Raw genomic sequence first — 23,415 nt, forward strand, 5'->3', positions numbered from 1 at the left:
TCACCCCGATTCGCCGGCCCGGCTGACGGCGGAACCTTCGCTCAACGAGCTGTCTTCGTCCAACAGCCGGCTCAGGCTCCGAACGGTCGGCGCGTCGAACAACGTTGGCACGGTGAGGTGTACGTCCAGGGCCGTGTTGATCGCGGCGACCGCCCGCATGGCCGCGAGCGAATCCCCGCCGAGTTCGAAGAACGACTCGTCGACGCCGACGCGGTCCACCCCGAGCACCTGGGCGTAGATGCTGGCCAGGATCTGCTCGACCAGCGTGGCCGGCGCCGCATAGCCGCCGGTGTCGCGGGGTTCGGGGGCCGGAGCCACCGACGCAGTCGAGGACGCCCGTTTGCTCCACCGGTCCAGCCAGGAGTGCTTGCCGGTATGCAGCACGTCCATCGACAAGAGCCGCCGGCCCGGATGGGCGGTCATCGCGACCAGCACCTGCTTGAACCGCTCCATCAGCCCTTCGATACCTGCCGCGTCGAACACCTCGGTGTCGTACTGGACGCGTAACTCCAGTTCGCGGCCCGGACCGGCTTGCACCGCAAGCGGATAGTGGTAGAAGTCGCGGCTGGTGAATCCCGTGATGGCCAATCCGTCGACGGCAGGCGGTGTCCCGGTGTCGATCGGATAGTTCTCGTACACGAAGACGGTGTCGAACAGTCGCTCCTGGCCGGTGATCCGGTGGATGTCGCTGAGCGCCAGGTGCTGATGTTCGAGCGTGTTGTTGTGGGCGCTCTGCAGTTGATCCAGCAGATCCGACGCGGTGGTCTGCGGGGCGATGGTCGCGCGCACCGGCACCGTGTTGATCAGCAGGCCCACCATCGATTCCGCGCCGAGCACCTCGGGCGGCCGGCCGGAGACGACCGTGCCGAAGGCCACGTCATGCTGGTCGGTCAGCGAGGTGAGCAGCACTGCCCAGGCGGCCTGCAGCACGATGTTGACGGTGGTGTGGTGGGAACGCGCCAGCTTGGTGATGCCGCGGGTGGTCTTCGCGGGTACCCGGAACACTTCGACGCTTCGCCGCGCGAAGCCGAGCTTCTGCGGCGGGCCCACGAGGATCGGGGTCTGGAAGCCGGTGAACAGTTCGCGCCACGCCGCTTGTGCCGCAGCGTGATCCCGCTCGGCCAGCCACGTCATGAAGCTGCGGTACGGCGAAGCCGCGGGCAGCCGGTGGCCGTGGTAGCCGGCGAAGATCTCCTGCATGAGGATCGGCATCGACCAGCCGTCGAGCACAATGTGGTGGTTGGTCAGCACGAACCGGTGCCGGTCTGCGGCGATGCGGATGAGCGCCACCCGGAAGGGTGGCTGGTTGACCAGATCGCACACCGCGGCGCGTTCGTCGGCGCAGATCTGCTCGATACGCTCGTCGACATCCAGATCGGTGCTGTCGCCGTCCAATTCGACATACCGCCACGGCGTGACGGGGTCAGCGGGGATCAGCTGCACGGGTTGTTCGAACTGCGGGCAGAAGCGGGCGGCCAGGTGCGGATGGCGGGTGACCACGGCCTGCACCGCGTCGCGCAGGCCGTGGGCGTCGAGCGGACCGCTCAACGCGATGTCCAGTTGCACCGCGTACACGTCGTCGCCGGAACTGTTCGCGATGCTGGCGTGGTACAGCAGCCCCTGCTGCAGGGGGGTCAACGGCAGCACGTCGGCGATCGGAGACTGACGATGCAGCTCGTCGATCTTCTGCTGGCTCAACCGCACCGGCGCGATGTCCGAAGGCGTCAAACCGCCACCACCGCGCCGCACGTGCGCACAGATCCCGGCCAGCGCGTCGAACCACAACCGGCTGATCCGGGTGACCGCCGTGCGGTCCAGCGCCGACTGCGCCCACGTCCAGGTGGCGTTCAGGTGCGGCCCGGTGTCGGTGTCGATGGTGGCCGCGTTGAGCTCCACGGTGTGCATCAAGGCGATGGGCATCGCCGCCGCCGCGGCGGTCATCGACAAACCTTCCTGGCTGAACCGCCACACGTCACCGGATGCGTAGGCCGCCGGGGCGCCAAGGCGCCCAAGGTAGTTGAACCCGATCACCGGGTCGTTTCCGGCCAGGTCCACATCGGGGTTCAGGTAACGCAGCAGACCATAGGTCAACCCGTCGGGCATGGAACGAAGCTGTTCCTTGGCGTCTTTGATGACTGCACCCAGCGCCGCGTCGCCCGCGACGACCTGTGCCCAGCGCAGGCCCCCCGACGGTCCGCCGAGATGCAGGGACACCGGGTACTTGGCCGTGAACCAGCCCACCGTGCGCGACAGGTCGATATGCCGATCGGCCGCCGGGTCTGTCAACTCCTCGTCGCGTCCGTGCCCCTCGACGTCGATGGCGATCGGAGCGCCGTCGGTGCCCAGGTACTGCGTCCACGCCAAAGCGAAAGCGATCAACAGGATCTCGTGCACGGCGGCGTGGAACGCCGCGGGCACCTCGCCCAGCAGCATGTGGGTGGTCTCGGCGTCCAGCAGCTCGCTGAGATATCCGGCGGTGGCGAACGTGTCCACCGCGGGTTGCGGCGCGGGCAGCGCCGCGGGGACCGCCGCCACCCGCCGCCACGCGTCGGTCTGGGCGACGACCTGGCTGTCGCGGGCGTGCTCGGCCAGCACCTGTGCCCACCGGGCGAACGACGTCCCAGCCGGGGGCAACAGCACCGGCTGCCCGCCGCGATGCTGAGTCCAGGCGATATTGAGGTCTTCCAACACGATTCGCCAGGACACCCCGTCGACGGCCAGGTGGTGGATGATCAACGCCAGTTGACCGGTCGAGGCCACCCACAGCGCGCTGAGCATCACCCCGTCGGCGGGGCTCAACCGGGACCGCGCCGCCACCAGCGCGTCATCGGTCAACACATCGACCGTTTGCAGCCGACTGCGCGCGTCGACCGCATCGGGTTCTGGCACGGTCAACGACCATCCGCCGGCGCCGTCGTCCTCGGCGCGCAGGCGCAGCATCGCATGGCGGTCCAGCAGGGCCTGCAGCACCACCACCACGTCGGCTTCGGTCACCCCGGCGGGGGCAGCCAACAGCACCGTCTGGTTGAACTCGTCGATCGAGCCGTCGATACCCTTGAGCCACTGCATGATCGGGGTCGCGATCACCGGCCCCGTGCCCTCGTCGATCTCGCCACCCGAGCTGTCGGCCAACCTGACGACGCGGGCCAGCCGGGCCACGGTCTGCTGGACGAAGATGTCGCGCGGGCGACCGACCAGGCCGGCGGCGTGGCCGCGCATGATCACCTGGATGGCCGAGATGCTGTCGCCGCCGAGGTCGAAGAACGAGTCGTCGACCCCGACGCGCTCCAGCCCGAGCACCTCGGCGTAGATGCCCGCCAGGATCTCCTCGACCGGGTTGGCCGGGGCACGGTAGTGGTCGACGTCGGTGTACTCCGGCGCCGGCAGCGCGCGGATGTCGAGCTTGCCGTTGACGGTCAGCGGCAGCGCGTCGAGCACCACCACCGCAGCCGGCACCATGTAGGCGGGCAGCCGCTCAGCGAGCTGGGCACGCAGCCCGGCCGGATCGTCGATCCCGGTGACGTATCCCACCAGGCGCTTGTCGCCGGGCCGGTCCTCGCGGGCGATCACCACCGCCTGCTCGACCCCGTCCAGTTGGGCCAGGGCGGACTGGATTTCACCGAGCTCGATGCGATAGCCGCGGATCTTGACCTGCTCGTCGGCGCGGCCCAGGTACCGCAGCTCCCCGTCGGCGCCCCAACACACCAAGTCCCCGGTGCGATACATCCGCTGCCCCGGCGCGCCGAAGGGACACGCCAGGAACCGCGTTGCGCTCAGCCCCGGCCGGCCCACATATCCGGCGCCCACCCCGGCGCCTGCCACGTACAGCTCCCCCACGACCCCGACCGGCACCGGCCGCAACCAGGCGTCGAGTACGAAGAAACCCAGGTGCGCCAGCGGCACTCCGATCGGGCTGACCGAGTTGTCGATGTCGTCGAGGAGGATCTCGCGGAACGAAGCGTGCACCGTGGTCTCGGTGATCCCGTACATGTTGATCAACCGCGGCGCCCCCGGATGGGCGTCCAGCCAGCCCTTGAGCCGGGGCGGCTCCAGGGCCTCCCCGCCGAAGACCACCACGTCGAGTGCGAGTTCGGACGCCGACTCGGGGGTCAGCTCGTCGATGGATTGCAGCGCGTAGAACGCCGACGGCGTCTGGCTCAGCACATTGACCTGCTCGTCGATCAGCAAGTCGTGGAACTCTTCTGGCGATCGGGCCACCGCATCGGAGACGATGACCAGCCGCCCACCGTGAAGCAGGGCGCCGAAGATCTCCCAGACGGAGAAGTCGAAGGCCAACGAATGGCTCTGCGTCCACACCTGTTTCGGCGGTAGCGCCAGCCGGGTGTCGATCGCTTCCAGCAGCCGGGTGACGTTGTGATGCGGGATGGCCACACCCTTGGGCACGCCCGTCGTGCCGGAGGTGTAGATGAGGTAGGCGATGTCGTCGGGGCCGGGTCCCGGCGGCGGGGTGCTGGGCTGGTGGTCAAGAGCGGCGTCGTCCACGTCGATGATCACCAGACCGCGACCCGACAGCCGGTCGGCCAGCGCCGCCGTGGTGACCGCGGCGGCCGGTGCCGCGTCACCGAGCACGAACTCCAACCGGGCGTCGGGCACCGACGGATCGATCGGCACGTAGGCCGCACCGGTTTTGAGCACCGCAAAGATCGCCACGACCGCTTCGACCGAGCGCGGGAACAGCAGCGCGACCCGCTGCCCCGGACCGACACCGCGGCTGATCAGCAGGTGCGCCAACCGGTTTGCGGCCTCATCGAGTTCGCGGTACGCGATGACGTGGCCGTCGAGGCTGACGGCCGCCGCGTCGGGATCGCTGGCGACCTGCGCCTCGAACATGGCCGGAATCGACGCCGTGGCAAGCGGCTGCGTCAACGCCGCCCGGTTACCGATCGCGTCGACGCGGGCGTGTTCGTCTGCGTCGAGGACATCGATCGCCGACAGCGGCCGGGTCGGGTCGGCGGTCATCGCCTCGAGCACCCGGTGTAACCGCTCGACGAGGGCTTCGATGCTGGCGGTGTCGAACACGTCGGTGCGGAACTCCACCGTGCCGCCAATGCCCGCGGCCTCGCCGGTTTCGGTCCAGCGTTCGGCCAGCGAGAACGACAGGTCCATGCGCGCTGTGTGGGTGTCCAGCGGTAGCTGGCGGACGGCCAGATCGCCCAGCGCCATCGTGCCTGCCGAATCGTCGCCCTGTCCGGGGACGTTCTGCCAGGCCAACATCACCTGAACCAGCGGATGATGGGTCAGCGACCGGGTCGGGTTGAGCCGCTCCACCAGGAGTTCGAACGGCACGTCCTGGTGCTCGAAGGCGGCCAGGCTGCGCGCCCGCACTTGCGCGAGCACGTCGGTGACGCTGGGGTCACCCTCCAGATCGACGCGCAGGACCAGGGTGTTGACGAAGAACCCGACCAGCTCGTCGAGCGCGGCATCGCGGCGCCCGGCGATCGGGAAGCCCACTGCCACATCGGAGCTCGTGCTGAGCTTGGCCAGCAGCACCGCCAGTGCAGCCTGCATCACCATGAAGCCCGTCGCGTTGTGCTCACGGGCCACCCGCGCGATCTGCTGCTGCAGCTCGACGGGCCAGTCGACCTCCACCCTGGCGCCGCGCTGATCGGCGACCAGCGGGTACGGCCGATCGGTCGGCAGCGCAATGCGTTCGGGCATTCCAGCCAACGTCTCTTCCCAGAAGCTCAGCTGCTGGGCGATCCGGCTGTCGCCGTCCTCGAGCTCACCGAGTTGCGCGCGCTGCCACAGCGTGTAGTCGACATACTGGACCGCCAGCGGCTCCCAGCCCGGGGGTTGTCCGACACACCGGCTGGCGTAGGCCACGCCCAGATCGGCAACCAGCGGGGTGATCGACCAGCCGTCGGCGGCGATGTGGTGCACCACAGCCACCAGCACATGCTCGTTTTCGCTGACACGGAAAAGCCGTGCCCGCAACGGGATTTCCTCGGCCAGGTCGAAACTGTGCCGCGCGGTTTCCTCGACCGCTTCTGCCAGCCGGCTTGCCGGCCATCCGCTGGCATCGACGACGTTCCAGCCGAATTCGGCTTGGTCGGCGGGAACGATCTGTTGCTGGGGTATCCCCTCGACGGCCGGGAACACCGTGCGCAGGCTTTCATGGCGGTCGACCACGTCGGCGAACGCCGCACCGAGCGCTTCGACGTCGAGATCGCCTTCGAGGCGAAGCCCGACCGCGAGGTTGTACACCGGTGAGGGGCCGTGCAGTTGGTCGATGAACCACAGCCGGCTCTGCGCGAACGACAACGGCATCACCGCGGGCCGCTCACCGGCGACCAGTGGCTCCAGTTGATCGTCGTCGCCGCCCAACCGCAGCGCCAACTGGGCGACGGTGGGGGCGTCGAACACCGCGCGCACGACCAGGCCGGTGTCCATCGTCTTGTTGATCGCGGCGACCAGGCGCATCGCCAACAGCGAATCTCCGCCGAGGTCGAAGAAGGAGTCGTCGACGCCGACCCGGTCCAGGCCCAGGACGTGGGCGTAGATGCCGGCCAGGATCTCTTCGGTGGCATTGGCCGGGGCGCGATAGTGCGCACCGTCGGAGAACTCCGGGGCCGGCAGCGCGCGCTTGTCGAGCTTGCCGTTGACCGTCAGCGGCAATGCGTCGAGCACCACCACCGCCGCGGGCACCATGTAGCCGGGTAACCGCTGCCCCAGTGCCGCACGCAATTCGACCGGGTCAGCGCCGCCGGTGATATAGGCGACCAACCGCTTGTCCCCAGGATGGTCTTCGCGCGCGATCACCGCCGCCTGCTCAACCCCCGCCATCGCGGCCAGCGCCGCCTGGATCTCCCCCAGCTCGATGCGATACCCGCGGATCTTGACCTGCTCATCAGCGCGGCCCAGATACTGCAGCTGCCCGTCGGAACCCCAGGCCACCAGATCCCCGGTGCGATACATCCGCGCCCCCGCCGGCCCGAACGGACACGCCACAAACCGCGACCCGCTCAACCCGGCCCGGCCCACATAGCCGTAACCCACACCGGCCCCGGCCACGTACAACTCACCGACCACACCCGCTGACACCGGCCGCAACCAGGCGTCGAGCACGAAAAACGCCAGATCGGCCAGCGGCCCCCCGATCGGGCTGACCACATCGTCGACGTCACCGGCGCCGACCTCGCGGAACGACGCGTGCACCGTGGTCTCGGTGATCCCGTACATATTGATCAACCGCGGCGCATCCGACTGGGCATCCAGCCAGCCCTTCAGCCGCGCCGGCTCCAGCGCCTCCCCACCGAACACCACCGCCTCCAGCGCGAGGTCAGATCCCAGCTCGGGAGCGAGCGCGTAGAACGCCGACGGTGTCTGGCTGAGCACACTGACCCGCTCAGCCACCAACAGGGCGTTGAACTCCTCGGGTGAGCCCGCCACCGACTCGGGCACCACCACCACCCGGCCCCCGCGCAACAACGCGCCCCAGATCTCCCACACCGAGAAGTCGAACGCCAACGAATGACATTGTGTCCACACCAGATCCGCCGACAACGGCATGCGCGCGTCGATCGCGTCCAGCAACCGGGTGACATTGCGGTGCGGAATCGCCACACCCTTGGGGGTGCCGGTCGTTCCCGAGGTGTAGATGAGGTAGGCGACGTCGTCGGAGTGCACCGCCGGCAGTGTCGTGCCCGGCTGCCCATTGGGCACCGAGGCGTCGATTTCGCCGACGTCGACGACCATCAGCTCCCGCCCCGCCAACCGGCCGGCCAGTTCGGCGGTGGTGACCGCGACCGCCGGTGCCGCGTCACCGAGCACGAAATCCAACCGGGCGTCGGGTACCGCGGGGTCGACCGGCACATAGGCCGCACCCGTCTTGAGCACGCCGAGGATCGCCACGATCGCCTCGGCCGAACGCGGAAACACCAACCCGACCCGCTGGCCGGGCGCCACACCGCGGTCAACCAACAAGTGCGCCAACCGATTCGAGGTGTCGTCGAGCTCGCGGTAGGTCACTGCGCGATCGCCGAAACTCACCGCCACCGCGTCGGGGGCACGAGATACCTGCCGGGCGAACAACTCCGGGATCGACAGGGCGGCTGAGGCAGAAGGCGGCGCGGTCAACGCCGCGCGGTTACCCCACTCGTCGAGGTCTTCGCGTTCGTCGTCGTCGTCGAGGTCCATCGACAACAAGCGACGGGAGGCGTCAGCCGTCATGACTTCTGCGCCGAATCGCCGGCCATGGCCGCCAGCACCCGCTGGAACCGGCGCATGATCTTGTGGACGCGGTTCGCGTCGAACACGTCGGTGTCGAACTCCACCCGCAGCACCAGTTCCTCACCGGGCATGGCCTGCAAGGTCAGCGGATAGTGGTTGTATTCGCGACCGTTGACCTCGGTGACGGCCAACCCGTTGGTGGTGTGCATGGCGGCGGTGTCCACGGGATAGTTCTGGAACACGAACAGGGTGTCGAAAAGTTGGTCGTGGCCGGCAGCGCGGTGGATCTCGTTGAGTGCCAGATGCTGATGGTCCAGGGTATTCATGTGGCAGCGCTGCAGATCCTCGAGTAGGTCGGCGATGGTGGTGTCGGGGGTGATGGTGGTCCGCACCGGGACGGTGTTGATCAGCAGGCCCACCATCGATTCGGCACCCGACACCTCTGCCGACCGTCCGGAGACCGCGACGCCGAACGCGACGTCGTGCTGGCCGGTCAACCACGTCAGCAGTTGCGCCCACGCCGCCTGCAGCACGGTGTTGACGGTGGTGTGGCAACTGCGGGCCAATTCGTTGATGGCCTGGGTGGTTTCGGCGGGCACCGCGAACGTTTCGGTGGCGCGTCGGCCCGGCTTGGTCCGGCTTGGCGCGACCAGCGTGGGGGTTTCGAACCCGGCGAGGACTTCACGCCAGGCGGCGTGCGCGGCCTCGACGTCGCGCTCGGCCAACCAGGTGACGAACCTGCGGTAGGACCCGGCCGCCGGGAGATGCTGCCCGTAGTAGCTGGCGAAGATCTCCTGCAGCAGGATCGGCAGCGACCACCCGTCGAGCACGATGTGGTGGTAGGTCATCACGAACCGGTGCTCGTTGCCGGCCGTGCGGATCAGCGCGGCGCGGAAGGCCGACTGTTGCACCAGGTCACACACGGCGGCGCGTTCGGCCGCGCAGAGTTGCTGGAGCTGTGCGTCGGCGTCGGCGAATTCCGAGTTGCCCGTGGCGATCTCGAGGTACTGCCATGGGACGCTCGGGTCGGCGGGGATGATCTGCACCGGTTCTTCGAACTGCTGGTTGAACCGGGCCGCCAGGTTGGGGTGGCGGTTGACCACGCTCTGCACGGCGCTGCGCAGCCGCTCGGGGTCCAGTGGCCCGGTGACGGTGATGTCGAGCTGCATGGCGTAGACGTCGTCGCTGTCCTGGCCGCTGGTGGCATTCGCGTGGAATAGCAGCCCCTGTTGCAGTGGGGTCAGTGGCAGCACGTCGGCGATGCGGTGCTGCTCGCTGAGCTCGTCGATTTCGTCCTGGCTGAGCCGGGCGGGCGCGACGTCGGAGGGGGTCAGGCCGCCACCGCCGCCGCGCACGTGGGCGCAGATACCGGTCAGGGCGTCGAACCAGAGTTGGGACAGCCGACCGACCTGTGTCTCGTCCAGCGCGGAGGGCGCCCACGTCCAGGTGGCGTACAGTTGCGGCCCGCTGTCGGTCTCGACGGTGCTGGCGTTGAGTTCCACGGTGTGCCCCAACGGCATCGGTATCGCCGCGGCGGCGGCGCTGAGCTCGGCGCCGTCCTGGCTGACCTGCCAGAGCTCTGCGGCCAGATCCGCGCCGGCCGCGCCCATCCTGCCCAGGTAGTTGAACCCGATCGTCGGCTCGGCTCCGCTCAGGCCGACGCCGGGGTTCAGGTAGCGCAGCAGTCCGTAGGTCAGGCCGTCGGGCAGGGCGCGCAGTTGTTCCTTGGCGTCCTTGATCAACGAGCCGAGCGCCTGGTGGCCGGCCACCACCTGGGCCCAGGACAGCCCTCCTGTTTTCAGGGCTACCGGGTACTTGGTGGTGAACCAGCCCACCGTGCGGGACAGGTCGACGTTGGCGGCGATGTCTACTGACTCCTCTTGGCGTCCATGGCCTTCGACGTCGATGGCGACCGACGCGGTGGTGTCCAGCATCTGCGTCAACGCCAGCCCGTATGCGATCAGCAGGATGTCCTGCACGCCTGCACGGAACGCCGCGGGAACCTCGCCGAGCAACGCGCGCGTCGTCTCTGCGTCCAGCGACGCGGTGAGGTGTCCCGCGGTGGCGTAGGTGTCCAATTCGGGCTGTACTGCAGGCAACGGCGAGGGCGTGGCCAGCACCTGTCGCCAGCCGTCGGCGTCGCTCACCACGGTCGGGTCGTGGGCGTGGTCTTCGAGCAACGCCGCCCAGCGCGCGAACGACGTGCCGGGTGCCGGCAATGCCACGTCTTCGCCGTTGTGGTGCTGAGCCCAGGCAATGTTGAGATCTTCCAACAGAATTCGCCACGACACCGCATCGATGGCCAGGTGATGAACGATCAACGCCAGCTGCCCGGTGGAGCGTGCCCACAGCGCGCTGACCATCACCCCGTCGGCCGGGTTCAACCGCGACCGCGCCGCCACCAGCGCCTCGTCGGTCAACGCATCCACCGACTGCACCGGCGCCTGCACCGATCCCTTCTCGGGCACCTGCAGCGACCACTCCCCCGCGTCCGCGGTGCTCTGCACGCGCAGCCGCAGCATGGCATGCCGATCCAGCAGCGCCTGCACGAGCACCGGCACGTCCGCGTCGGTGACCCCGGCCGGGGCTTGGACCACGACCGTCTGGTTGAACTCCCCGATCGAGCCGCCGCTGGCTTGCACCTCACGCAGCCACCGCATGATCGGGGTGGCCACGACCGGCCCGACGCCCTCGTCGATCGGCCCGGCCTCACCGCCGCTCACCCCGACCACCTGGGCCAGCCGGGCGACGGTCTGCTCGACGAAAATGTCGCGGGGCCTGCAATTCACCCCGGATGCCCGCGCGCGGGCCACCACCTGCATCGACAGGATGCTGTCGCCGCCCAGGTCGAAGAACGAGTCGTCGACGCCGACCCGCTCCAGCCCCAGGACCTCGGCGTAGATGCCTGCCAAGATCTCCTCGATCGCGTTGGCGGGCGCGCGGAACCGGCCGACGTCGGTGTACTCCGGGGCAGGCAGGGCGCGGGTGTCGAGCTTGCCGTTGACCGTCAACGGCAACACGTCCAGCACCACCACCGCGGCCGGGACCATGTACGGAGGCAGCCGGTCGGCCAACGCGCTGCGCGCCGCCGCCGGGTCCACCGCGCCGGGCGCTGCTTCCGTGACATAGCCGACCAGACGTTTGGTGCCCGGGTGGTCTTCGCGGGTGATCACCACCGCCTGTTGCACACCGTCCAACCCGGCCAGCGCGGACTGAACTTCGCCGAGTTCGATGCGGTAGCCGCGGATCTTGACCTGATCGTCGGCGCGGCCCAGGTACTGCAACTGCCCGTCGGGGCGCCAGCTCACCAGGTCGCCGGTGCGATACATCCGCGTGCCGGGTCCGCCGAACGGACACGCCACGAACCGCGACGCGGTCAAACCCGACCGACCGAGGTACCCGCACGCCACCCCGTCACCGGCGACATACAGTTCGCCGACGACACCGGCGGGAACGGGTCGCAGCCATTCGTCGAGCACGAACAGCGCGGCGGTCGATACGGGCGCACCGATCGGCGCCGCCCCGGATCCCGCTGTCAGCGGTGCGCTCATCGACGCGTACACCGTGATCTCGGTGGGGCCGTAGGCGTTGATCATCACCCGCCCGGGCGCCCAACGATCCACCACTTCTCCCGGGCAGGCCTCGCCGCCGAGCAGCAACGCCACCGATTCCAGCCCCTCCGGCGACAGCGCCGAGACGGCGGACGGGGTTTGGGTGAGCACGTTGACCCGTTCGCGAACCAAAAGGGCATGGAAGTCGTCGGGCGAGGTCGCCACCGCTTCGGGGACCACCACCAACCGCGAGCCGCCCAGCAGCGCAGCCCAGATCTCCCACACCGAGAAGTCGAATGCGTAGGAGTGGCACTGTGTCCAGACCTGATCCTGCGGCAAGTGCTCGGACGAGGAGCGCGCCAGGTGGGTCAGGTTGTGGTGGGTGACGCCAACACCTTTGGGCACCCCGGTGGTTCCGGAGGTGTAGATGAGGTAGGCGATGTCGGCGGGGTCCGGATCCGGCAGTGCGGCGCTGGGCGGGGTGTCCGCCGCTGCCTCGATGTCGGCGATGTCCACGGCCGGCAGGTGCCGTCCGGCCAACCGGTCGGCCAGATCGGCGGTGGTCACGGCGACGATCGGCGCGGCGTCGGCCAGCATGAAATCGATGCGGGCCGCGGGCACCGCCGGGTCGATCGCCAGATACGCCGCGCCCGCCTTGAGCGCGGCCAGCATCGCCACGACCGCCTCACCGGACCGATTGAACAGCAGCGCCACGCACTGCCCCGGGCCGGCGCCGTATCCGATCAGCTTGTGCGCCAACCGGTTTGCCGCCGCATCCAGTTCGCGGTAGGTCCACGAGCGGGCACCGCAGGTAATCGCCACCGCATCGGGTGTGCGCGCCACATGCTCGGCGAACAACACCGGTACCGACATAGCGGGTGGCGCCGGGGCGGTCAGCGCCGCCCGGTTGCCGACCTGATCAAGGCGCCGGTGTTCGTCGTCGTCGAGCAGATCGATCGCCGACAGCCGCTGATCAGAGTCGGTGATCATCGCCGCCAACACCCGCTCGAACCGCGCGATCAGCGTGTCGATGGTGTCGGCGTCGAACACGTCGGTGCGGAATTCCACCGTGCCGGTGATCCCGGCCGGTTCGCCGTCCTGCGTGTGGCGTTCGGCCAGCGAGAAGCTCAAATCCATGCGGGCGGTGTGGGTGTCGGCAGGCATCTGGGTGACCTCCAGATCACCCAGTGCCAGCCCTGAACCGGAGTTCGGCACGTTCTGCCACGCCAGGGCCACCTGAACCAACGGATGGTGGGTCAACGAGCGGGTCGGGTTGAGCCGCTCGACGAGCACCTCGAACGGCACGTCCTGATGCTCGTAGGCGGCCAGGCTGCGCGCCCGCACCTGAGCCAGCAGTTCGGCAACGGTGGGATCGTCGGCCAGGTCGACGCGCAGCACCAAGGTGTTGACGAAGAACCCGATCAACTCGTCGAGTGCGGGGTCACGGCGCCCGGCGATCGGGAAACCCACTGCCACATCAGAGTTTCCGCTGAGCTTCGAGAGCAGGGCGCCGAGTGCGGCCTGCAGGACCATGAAGTTGGTCGCGTTGTGCTCACGAGCCACCCGGGCGATCTGCTGGTGCAGTTCGGCGGGCCAGTCCAGCGTCATGGTGGCGCCGCGTTGGTCGGCCACCGGCGGGTAGGGCCGGTCGGTGGGCAGCGCAATGCGTTCGGGCATCCCGGCCAGCGCGTCCTGCCAGTACGCCAGCTGCGTGGCGATCCGGCTGGTGTCGTCGTCGAGATCACCGAACTGCGCGCGCTGCCACAGCGTGTAATCGACGTACTGCACCGCCAGCGGCGCCCAGCCGGGGGCCTGCCCGGCACACCGATCGCCGTAGGCCACCCCCAGGTCGGCCACCAGCGGGGTCAGCGACCAGCCGTCGGCCGCGATGTGATGCACCACCGCCGCCAGCACGTGTTCCTCGTCGGACAGCCGGAACAGCTTGGCCCGCAACGGAATCTCTGTGGCCAGGTTGAACGTGTAGCGGGCCGCGTCCCCGATGGCCGCCTGCAGTTGGCCCGGCGTCCATCCGGTGGCGTCGACCACGTCCCAGCCAAACCGGGCCTGATCGGCTGGCACGACCAGCTGACGCGGAATTCCCGCGACTGCGGGGAACAGCGTGCGCAACGTCTCGTGGCGCGCCACCACATCGGCGAGCGCGGCGCCCAGCGCGTCGACGTCGAGTGCACCGCTGATCCGAAGCGCGGTCGCCATGTTGTAGACCGGCGAGGGCCCCTGCAGTTGATCGAGGAACCACAACCGGGACTGGGCGAACGACAACGGGACCGTCGCGGGCCGCTCCCCGGCCACCAACGGCTCCAACTGCGCCTCGGTCCCGCCGATACGCGGGGCCAGCCGGGCCACCGTCGGCGCCTCGAACAGGGCCCGGACCTGAAGGCCGGCATCCAGCGCCTTGTTCACCGCGGCGACCAGGCGCATCGCCGACAGCGAGTCCCCACCCAGGTCGAAGAACGAGTCGTCGACCCCGACCCGCTCCACGCCAAGTACCTGGGCGTAGATGCTGGCCAGGATCTCCTCGGTCAGGGTGGCCGGCGCCCGGTAGTGATCGGCGTCGGAGTACTCCGGCGCCGGCAGCGCTCGGGTGTCGAGTTTTCCGTTGGGCGTCAACGGCAGCGTCGGCAACGTCACGACGGCGGCCGGAACCATGTACGCCGGGAGCCGCTCGGCGAGCTGTTTGCGCATCTTGGCGGGGTCCGCAGTCCCCGTCACGTAGCCGACGAGGCGCAGATCGCCGGGGCGGTCCTCGCGTGCGATCACCGCGGCCTGCTCGACACCGTCGAGCCCGGCCAGCGCGGCCTGGACTTCACCGAGCTCGATGCGGTACCCGCGCAGCTTGATCTGCTGGTCTGCCCGACCCACGTACCGCAGCTGCCCGTCGGCGCCCCAGCGCACCAGATCGCCGGTGCGGTACATGCGCGCGCCGGGCCCGCCGAACGGACACGCCACGAACCGCGACGCGGTCAAACCCGACCGGGCGATGTAGCCGACGCCGACACCGCGGCCGGCCACGTACAACTCGCCGACCACGCCTTCGGGCACCGGGCGCAACCACTCGTCGAGGACGAACAACGCGGTACCCGGCGTCGGTGACCCGATGGGTACCACATCCGAACCGGCGGTCAACGGCGCGCTTCGCGATGCGCAGATCGTGGTCTCGGTCGGACCGTAGCCGTTGACCATCACGCGCCCGGGCGCCCAGCGGTCCACCACTTCGGCCGGGCAGGGCTCACCGGCGACCAACAACGCCGTCGAGCCCAGCCCCTCGGGCGAGAGCATCGCCACCGCCGAGGGCGTCTGGCTCAACAGGCTCACCTGTTCCGCGACGAGCACGGCGTGGCCTTCCTCGGGTGAGCGGGCCACCGACTCGGGTATCACGACCAGCCGCCCGCCGTGCAGCAGCGCGGCCCAGATCTCTTCGACCGAGGCATCGAACGTGTACGAATGCCATTGCGCCCAAACCTGTCCCGGCGTTTCAGCGTACAGCGACTGCAGCAGTTGGGTGACGTTGTGATGGGTGATCGCCACGCCCTTGGGCACACCGGTGGTGCCGGAGGTGTAGATGATGTAGGCGATGTCGTCGGGCTCGGGCAGCGGCGGCGCAGCGCTCGGCTGGTCGGTCAGGGCGGGGTCGCGGGCGTCGTCGACGTCGATGACGGGCAGGCCCCAGGCGTGCGACCGGTCGGCAAGACCGCTGGACGTGACGGCCGCCGTCGGGGTGGCGTCGGTGAGCATGAACTCGATGCGCGCGTCGGGCAGCGCGGGGTCGATCGGCAGATACGCCGCCCCGGTCTTGAGCACGGCCAGCATCGCCACGACCGCGTCGGCGGAACGCTCCAACAGCAGCGCAACGCACTGACCCGAACCCACGCCGCGAGCGGCCAGCAGCTGCGCCAACCGGTTCGCGGCCTCGTCGAGTTCGCGGTAGGTCATGCCGCGGCCTTCGAAGGTGAGCGCCTCCGCGTCGGGGATGCGCGCGACGTGTTCGGCGAACAACGCGGGAATCGAGAACGCCGGAGGCTCCGGGGCAGTCAGCACCGCCCGGTTGCCCCACTCGTCGAGGCGGGCGTGCTCGGCCTCATCGAGCAGATCGATCGACGAGAGCCGCCGGTCGGGGTCGGCGGTCATCGCGGCCAGCACCCGACGCCACCGCTCGATCAGGCCTTCGACGGTGTCGGCGTCGAACACGTCGGCGCGGAATTCCACCGCCCCGGCGATCCCGGCGGGTTCGCCGGTCTGCGTCCAGCGTTCCCCGAGGGAGAAGGTCAGATCCATCCGGGCGGTCTGGGTGTCCACCGAAAGCGGAGAGACCTCGAGGTCGCCCAGGTTCAGCCCCTCGGTGAGGTCGTCGTCCTTGCCGGGGAAGTTTTGCCAGGCCAACGCCACCTGAACCAGGGGGTGATGGGTCAAGGACCGCGACGGGTTGAGTCGCTCGACGAGCACCTCGAACGGCACGTCCTGGTGCTCGTAGGCGGCCAGGCTGCGCCGCCGGACCTGTTCCAACACCTCTGCCACAGTCGGGTCGCCGGCCAGGTCGACGCGCAGCACCAAGTTGTTGACGAAGAATCCGACCAGCTCGTCCAGCGCCGGATCGCGGCGTCCGGCGATCGGGAAGCCAATGGCCACATCGGAACTCGCGCTGAGCTTGGACAACAGCACGGCCAGCGCGGCCTGCATCACCATGAAGCTGGTCGAGCTGTGTTCACCGGCCACCGCGCGCACCCGCTGCTGCAATTCGGTCGGCCAGTCCACCGTGACGCTGGCGCCGCGCAGGTCCGCGACCGGCGGATAAGGCCGGTCGGTGGGCAGAGCGAGCCGCTCGGGCATCCCGGCGAGCGCCTCTTCCCAGTAGGTCAGCTGCGCGGCGATGGGGCTCTCGCGGTCATCGAGGTCGCCGAGTTGCGTGCGCTGCCACAGCGTGTAGTCGACGTATTGGGCGGCCAGCGGCGCCCAGTCCGGCGCCCGCCCGTCGCACCTGCTGGCGTAGGCCACCCCCAGGTCACGGATCAGCGGCGTCAGCGACCAGCCGTCGGCGGCGATGTGGTGCACCACGGCCACCAGTACGTGCTCGTCGTCGGAGAGCCGGTAAAGCGTTGCGCGCATCGGGATCTCGGAGGCCAGGTCGAACGTGTAGCGCACCACGGTGTCGATGGCGACGTCGAGTTGGCGTGCCGACCATCCGGTGGCGTCGACGACCTCCCAGCCGAACTGCGCCCGGTCGGCGGGAGCCACCACCTGCCGGGGTGTGCCGTCGGGTGCGTCGAACAGCGTGCGCAGGCTTTCGTGGCGACCGATCACGTCGGCCAGCGCGGAACCGAGCGCGTCCGCGTCGAGGCGACCCCGCAGCCGCAGCCCCACCGGCATGTTGTAAACCGCTGAGGGGCCCTGCAATTGGTCGACGAACCACAACCGGTTCTGGGCGAACGACAGCGGAATGATCTCGGGCCGCTCGGCAGCCGTCAACGGCGCGAGCCGACCGGCGCCCTCCCCGATCCGCGGGGCCAACTGGGCAACCGTGGGCGCCTCGAACACTGTGCGCACCGGAAGGTCGGTATCCAGGCTGGCGTTGATCGCCCCGACCAGGCGCATCGTCGACAGCGAATCCCCGCCCAGGTCGAAGAACGAGTCGTCGACGCCGACGCGGTCCACCCCCAGCACCCGCGCGAAGATGCCGGCCAGGATCTCTTCGGTCGGGTTGGCCGGCGCACGGTAGTGGCCGACGTCGTGGTAGTCCGGTGCCGGTAGCGCGCGGGTGTCGAGTTTGCCGTTGACGGTCACCGGCAGCGCGTCGATCACCATGACCGCCGCGGGAACCATGTAGCCGGGCAGGCGTTCGGCAAGTGCGGCACGGGCTTTCGCCGGATCGGCGGTGCCGGTGAGGTAACCGACCAGACGCTTGTCGCCCGGCTTGTCCTCGCGGGCGATCACCGCGGCGTGCTCCACCCCGTCCAGGGCAGCCAGTGCCGACTGGATTTCACCGAGTTCGATGCGGTAGCCGCGGATCTTGACCTGTTCGTCGGCGCGGCCCAGGTAATCCAGTTGCCCGTCGGGGCGCCAACGCACCAGGTCCCCGGTGCGGTACATGCGCGTGCCGGGCTCGCCGAACGGGCAGGCCATGAACCGGGACGCGGTCAGTCCCGGGCGGCGCCAATATCCCACGCCGACACCGGCGCCGGCCAGGTACAGCTCGCCGACCACACCGGCGGGCACCGGGCGCAGCCATGCGTCCAGGACGAAGAACGCCGCCCACGCGGTCGGTGAGCCGATCGGCGGGGAGCCCGACCCCGCCTCCAGTGGCGCGCTGGCGCACAACCACATCGTGGTCTCCGTCGGACCGTAAACGTTGACCATCACCCGGTCCGGCGCCCACCGGTCCACCAACTCCGGTGGGCAGGGCTCTGCGCCGATGACCAACGCCGCCGCGTCGAGACCGTCCACCGACAGCATCCCCGCCGCCGACGGCGTCTGCGTCAGCACGGTCACCTGTTCGCTCACCAGCAGCCGGTGGAATTCCTCCGGTGACCGCGACACCAGCTCGGGAACGACGACCAGCCGCCCGCCGTACAGGAGCGCACCCCAGATCTCCCACACCGAGAAGTCGAAGGCATACGAGTGGAACTGCGTCCACACCTGGCCCGGCTCCAACGGCACGCCGATCCGCAGCGAGTCGAACAGCTGGGTGACGTTGCGTTGCTTGACCGCAACACCTTTGGGCACCCCGGTGGTGCCCGAGGTGTAGATGATGTGGGCAACTTCGTCAGGTGAGGGAAGCGGAAGCGCCGTGCTGGGCGACGCGGCCACCTCGGGATCGGCGACATCGAGGACAAGCAGGTCGTAACCGTCGAACCGCTGCGCCAACGCAGCGGTGGTGACCGCGGCGATCGGCGCGGCGTCGGTGAGCATGAACTCGATGCGCGCGTCAGGCAGCGCCGGGTCCAGGGGCAGATAAGCCGCTCCGGTCTTGAGCACGGCCAGAATCGCCACGATCGCATCGGCCGAGCGCGGAAACAGTATCGCCACCCGCTCACCCGGGCCGACTCCCCGGCTGAGGAGGTGACGCGCCAGCCGGTTGGCCGCCTCGTCGAGTTGACGGTAGGTCATCGAGGTGCCCTCGAAGCGGACCGCCACCGCCTCGGGGGTGCGGGCCACCTGCGCGGTGAACACCTGGGGCACCGACGTCGGCTCGGGCAGCCGGGTCAGCACCGACCGGTTGCCCCACGCGTCCAAGCGGGCATGTTCGGCCTCATCGAGCAGATCCACCGCCGACAGCGGCCGTTGCGGGTCGGCGATCATCGCCACCAATACGGCCTCCAGCCGTTTGGCGAGCGCCCGGACGGTCTCCGCGTCGAAAACGTCGGTGTCGTACTCGATCCGGAAGCCCAGCTCGTCACCCGGTTCGGCTTGCACCGTCAGCGGGTAGTGGGTGGATTCGCGGAAGTCGAACTCGTCGATCGTCAGCCCGTCGGCCCCGAACGGTGCGGTCGTGTCGATCGGATAGTTCTCGTACACGAACAACGTGTCGAAGAGTTGATCCTGACCGGTGAGCCGGTGGATCTCGCTGAGCGCCAGATGCTGGTGCTCGAGCGTGTCGGCGTGCGCGCGCTGCAACTGGTTGAGCAGTTCTGCGGTGGTGGTGGTCGGGGTGAAGGTGGCCCGCACCGGCACCGTGTTGATCAGCAGGCCCACCATCGATTCCGAGCCGAGCACGTCGGTCGGCCGACCCGAATCGACTGTGCCGAAGGCGACGTCGTGCTGACCGGTCAGCCAGCACAGCAGCCGCGCATAGGCCGACTGGAGCACGATGTTCATGGTGGTGTGATGCGTGCGCGCCAACTCGCCGAGTGCCCGGGTGGTCTGTTCGGACACCGAGAAGGTTTCGGCGTCCCGGGGGCCGAGCCCCGACTGATCGGGCGGGCCGAGAAGCGTGGGGGTTTCGAACCCGGCGAGCGCATCGCGCCAGGCCGCGTGGGCGGCGTCGAGGTCGCGGTCGGCCAACCAGCTGACGAAGCTGCGGTACGGCGGGGCCGTGGGGAGCCGCTGCCCGTGGTAGCTCGCGAAGATCTCCTGCATCAGGATCGGCAGTGACCAGCCGTCGAGCACGATGTGGTGATTGGTCATCACGAACCGGTGCCGGTCCGGCGCGGTACGGATGAGCGCTACCCGGAACGTCGGTTGGTCGATCAGGTCGCAGACCGCGGCGCGCTCTGCGGCACAGAGCGTTTCGATTTCCTCTTCGCTGTTTTCGCCGAGGTCGACGAAGCGCCACTGCAGCGTCGGGGCGGCCGGGATGATCTGCACCGGCTCGTCGAACTGTCGGGTGAACCGCGCCACCAGGTTCGGGTGTCGGGTGAGCACGGTGTGCACGGCGTCGCGAAGGCGGTCGGCGTCCAGCGGGCCGTTCAACGATATGTGCAGTTGCCCCGCGTAGAGGTCGTCGCTGGCCTGGGCGGTGTTGGCGTGAAAGAGCAGCCCCTGCTGCACCGGGGTCAGCGGCAGCACGTCGGCGACCGGACCGTGGCTCTGCAGCTCGTCGATCTGCTGCTGCGTCAACCGCGCTGGCGCGATATCCGACGGTGTCAACCCGCCGCCGCCGCCGCGCACATGCGCGCAGATGCCTGCCAGCGCCTCGAACCACAACCGGCTCAGCCGGGAGATCTGCTCTGCGTCCAACGCCGAAGGCGCCCACGTCCAGTCGGCCCGCAGACGCGGCCCGGCGTCGGTGTCGACGGTGGCCGAATTGAGCTCGAGGGTGTGTACGAGCGGCATCGGTATGGCGCCGCTGGCACCGGTCCGCGCGAACCCGCCCTGGGAGATCCTCCACTGATCACCGGAACCGGCGCCCGTGGGGCCGCCAAGGCGGCCAAGGTAATTGAAGCCGATCCTGGGGTCTTGCGCGTTCAGGCCGGCATCGGGGTTCAGGTAGCGCAGCAGACCATAGGTCAACCCGTCGGGCAGCGCCCGAAGCTGTTCCTTGGCGTTCTTGACCACACCGCCCAACGCCGCGTCACCCGCGCGCACCTGGTTCCAGGGCAGCGCTGCGGTTTTCAGGGCCACCGGATACTTCGCGGTGAACCAGCCCACCGTGCGCGACAGATCCACCCCGGCGTCCAGACCCGCCAGGTCCTCGTGGCGGCCGTGGCCTTCCACGTCGACCGCGACCGGCGCGCCCGTGGGGCTTGTGGTCGCCAAGAATTCCGTTACCGCGAGCCCGAACGCGATCAACAGAATGTCTTGTGTCCCGGCATGAAACGCCGCGGGCACGTCATCGAGCAGCATCCGGGTGGCTTCAGGATCCAACTCCGCCGAGTACCGCCCGGCGTTGACATACGTGTCGACCTCGGGCCGCGGCGCGGGCAGGGCCGGCGGCACCGCGGCCACCTGCTCCCAGATCCGCGCCAACTGCTGCACGTCGGGACGTCGAGCGTGCTCGGCCAGCAGTCGAGCCCACCGCGCAAACGACGTCCCCGCTGGCGGCAAAGCCATCTGCCGGCCGCTGCGGTGTTGGCTCCACAAGGTGTTCAGGTCGTCCAGCAGGATTCGCCAGGACACCCCGTCGACGGCCAGGTGATGGATGATCAACGCCAACTCACCGCTGTCGGGCACCCACAACGCGCTGACCATCACCCCCTCAGCGGGGTTCAACCGCGACCGCGCCCCCACCAACGCCGCATCGCTCAGCGCATCCACCGACTGCACACACTCACCGGCGCGCACCGAATCAGCCTCTGGCACAGACAACGACCACCCGCCGGCGCCGTCGTCGCCCACGCGCAACCGCAGCATGGCATGCCGGTCCAACACCGCCTGAAGCACCGCGGTCACATCGTCCTCGGTGGTGCCCGCGGGAGCCTGCAGCAACACCGTCTGGTTGAACTCGTCGACCGGGCCGTCGGCGGCCTGCAACCACCGGATGATCGGGGTGGGCACCACCGGCCCGATCCCGTTGTCGATCGGGCCGCCCATGTGGGACGCGCCGGCGACCCGGGCCAGCCGTGCCACGGTCTGCTCGACGAACACGTCGCGCGGGCGGCACACCAGGCCCGCGGCGCGGGCGCGGGCGACCACCTGCATCGACAGGATGCTGTCGCCGCCGAGGTCGAAGAAGGAGTCGTCGACGCCGACCCGGTCCAGGCCCAGGACTTGGGCGTAGATGCCGGCCAGCACCTCTTCGACGGCGTCGGTGGGTGCGCGGTACCGATCTCCGTCGCCGTAGTCGGGGGCGGGCAGGGCGCGGGTGTCGAGCTTGCCATTGACGGTCAACGGCAACGCGTCCAGCACCACCACCGCGGTGGGCACCATGTAGCCGGGCAACCGCTCCCCCAGTTGGGCACGAAGTGCGGTCGGGTCGGCGGTGCCGGTGATGTAACCCACCAGCCGTTTGTCACCGGGGCGGTCCTCGCGGGCGATCACGGCCGCCTGCTCGACGCCGTCGAGTGCGGCCAGCGCGGCCTGGATCTCGCCGAGCTCGATGCGATACCCGCGGATCTTGACCTGCTCATCGGCGCGGCCCAGGTATTGCAGCTGCCCGTCGGGGCGCCAGCACACCAGGTCCCCGGTGCGATACATCCGCTTTCCAGGTGCCTGCGGACCACCGAACGGGCACGCCACGAACCGCGATGCGGTCAGCCCCGCCCGGCCGAGGTATCCGGCGCCGACACCGTCACCGGCCACATACAGTTCGCCGATGACGCCTTCTGGCACCGGGCGCAGCCACTCGTCGAGCACGAACAGCGCCGCCTTCGGCACCGGCGAGCCGATCGGCACACCCAGCCCCGGGGTCAGCGGCGCGCTGATCGCCACACACATCGTCGTCTCGGTCGGGCCGTAGGCGTTGATCATCACCCGCCCGGGTGCCCACTGATCCACGACCTCGGGCGGGCAGGCTTCCCCGACCACGACCAACACCGCCGATTCCAGACCCGCACGCGGTAAAACCCTTACCGCGGAGGGTGTCTGGGTGAGCACGGTGACCTCTTCGCGCACCAGCAGGGCGTGGAAGTCCTCTGGTGATCCCGCCACGTCCTCGGGCACCACGACCACTCGCCCGCCGCGCAGCAACGGGCCGAAAACCTCCCACACCGAAACGTCGAAGGCCAATGAGTGGCATTGCGGCCACACGCCCGCCGGCGGCAGTGCGACGTCGAGCGACTCCAGCAGCTGGGTGACGTTGTGGTGGGTGATCGCCACGCCCTTGGGTACGCCGGTGGTGCCCGACGTGTAGATCAGGTAGGCGATGTCGTCCGGGGTCGGTCCCGCGAGTGCACGGCCGGAATCTGCGTCGGCCGCTGACGGTTCGACATCACCGACGTCGATGATCGTCAACCCGAGCCCTGCCAGTCGGCCGGCCAGTTCGGTGGTGGTGACCGCGGCGATCGGCGCGGCATCGGTGATCATGAACTCGACGCGCTCGGCGGGCACCGCGGCGTCGATCGGCAGATACGCTGCACCGGTCTTGAGCACCGCCAGCATCGTCACGATCGCTTCGGCGGATCGGTTGAACAACAGTGCCACGCACTGCCCCGGACCGGCGCCGTGCCCGACCAGCTTGTGCGCCAACCGGTTTGCCGCCGCATCCAGTTCGCGGTAGGTCCACGAGCGCGCGCCGCAGGTGACCGCCACGGCATCGGGCGTGCGCGCCACATGCTCGGCGAACAAC

General features: G+C 69.2%; 2 protein-coding genes (1 of these 2 only partly in view). Both read right to left on the reverse strand.

Going from position 1 to position 23,415, the window contains the following annotated elements:
- Nucleotides 1–8,190, reverse strand: a complete 8,190-nt coding sequence (locus K3U96_RS18675; protein WP_220690705.1) for a non-ribosomal peptide synthetase — start codon at nt 8,188–8,190, stop codon at nt 1–3.
- On the reverse strand, nt 8,187–23,415 hold the 3' portion of the coding sequence (locus K3U96_RS18680) for a non-ribosomal peptide synthase/polyketide synthase (protein ID WP_220690706.1). The gene runs 9,077 nt beyond the window's last position; 15,229 of the gene's 24,306 nt are visible here — the last part of the coding sequence; its start codon lies off the right edge, out of view — the gene reads right to left on this strand; its stop codon occupies nt 8,187–8,189. The genes K3U96_RS18675 and K3U96_RS18680 overlap by 4 nt, the downstream gene beginning before the upstream one ends.

Source organism: Mycolicibacterium holsaticum DSM 44478 = JCM 12374, from assembly GCF_019645835.1.
GTDB classification, from domain to species: Bacteria; Actinomycetota; Actinomycetes; order Mycobacteriales; family Mycobacteriaceae; genus Mycobacterium; species Mycobacterium holsaticum.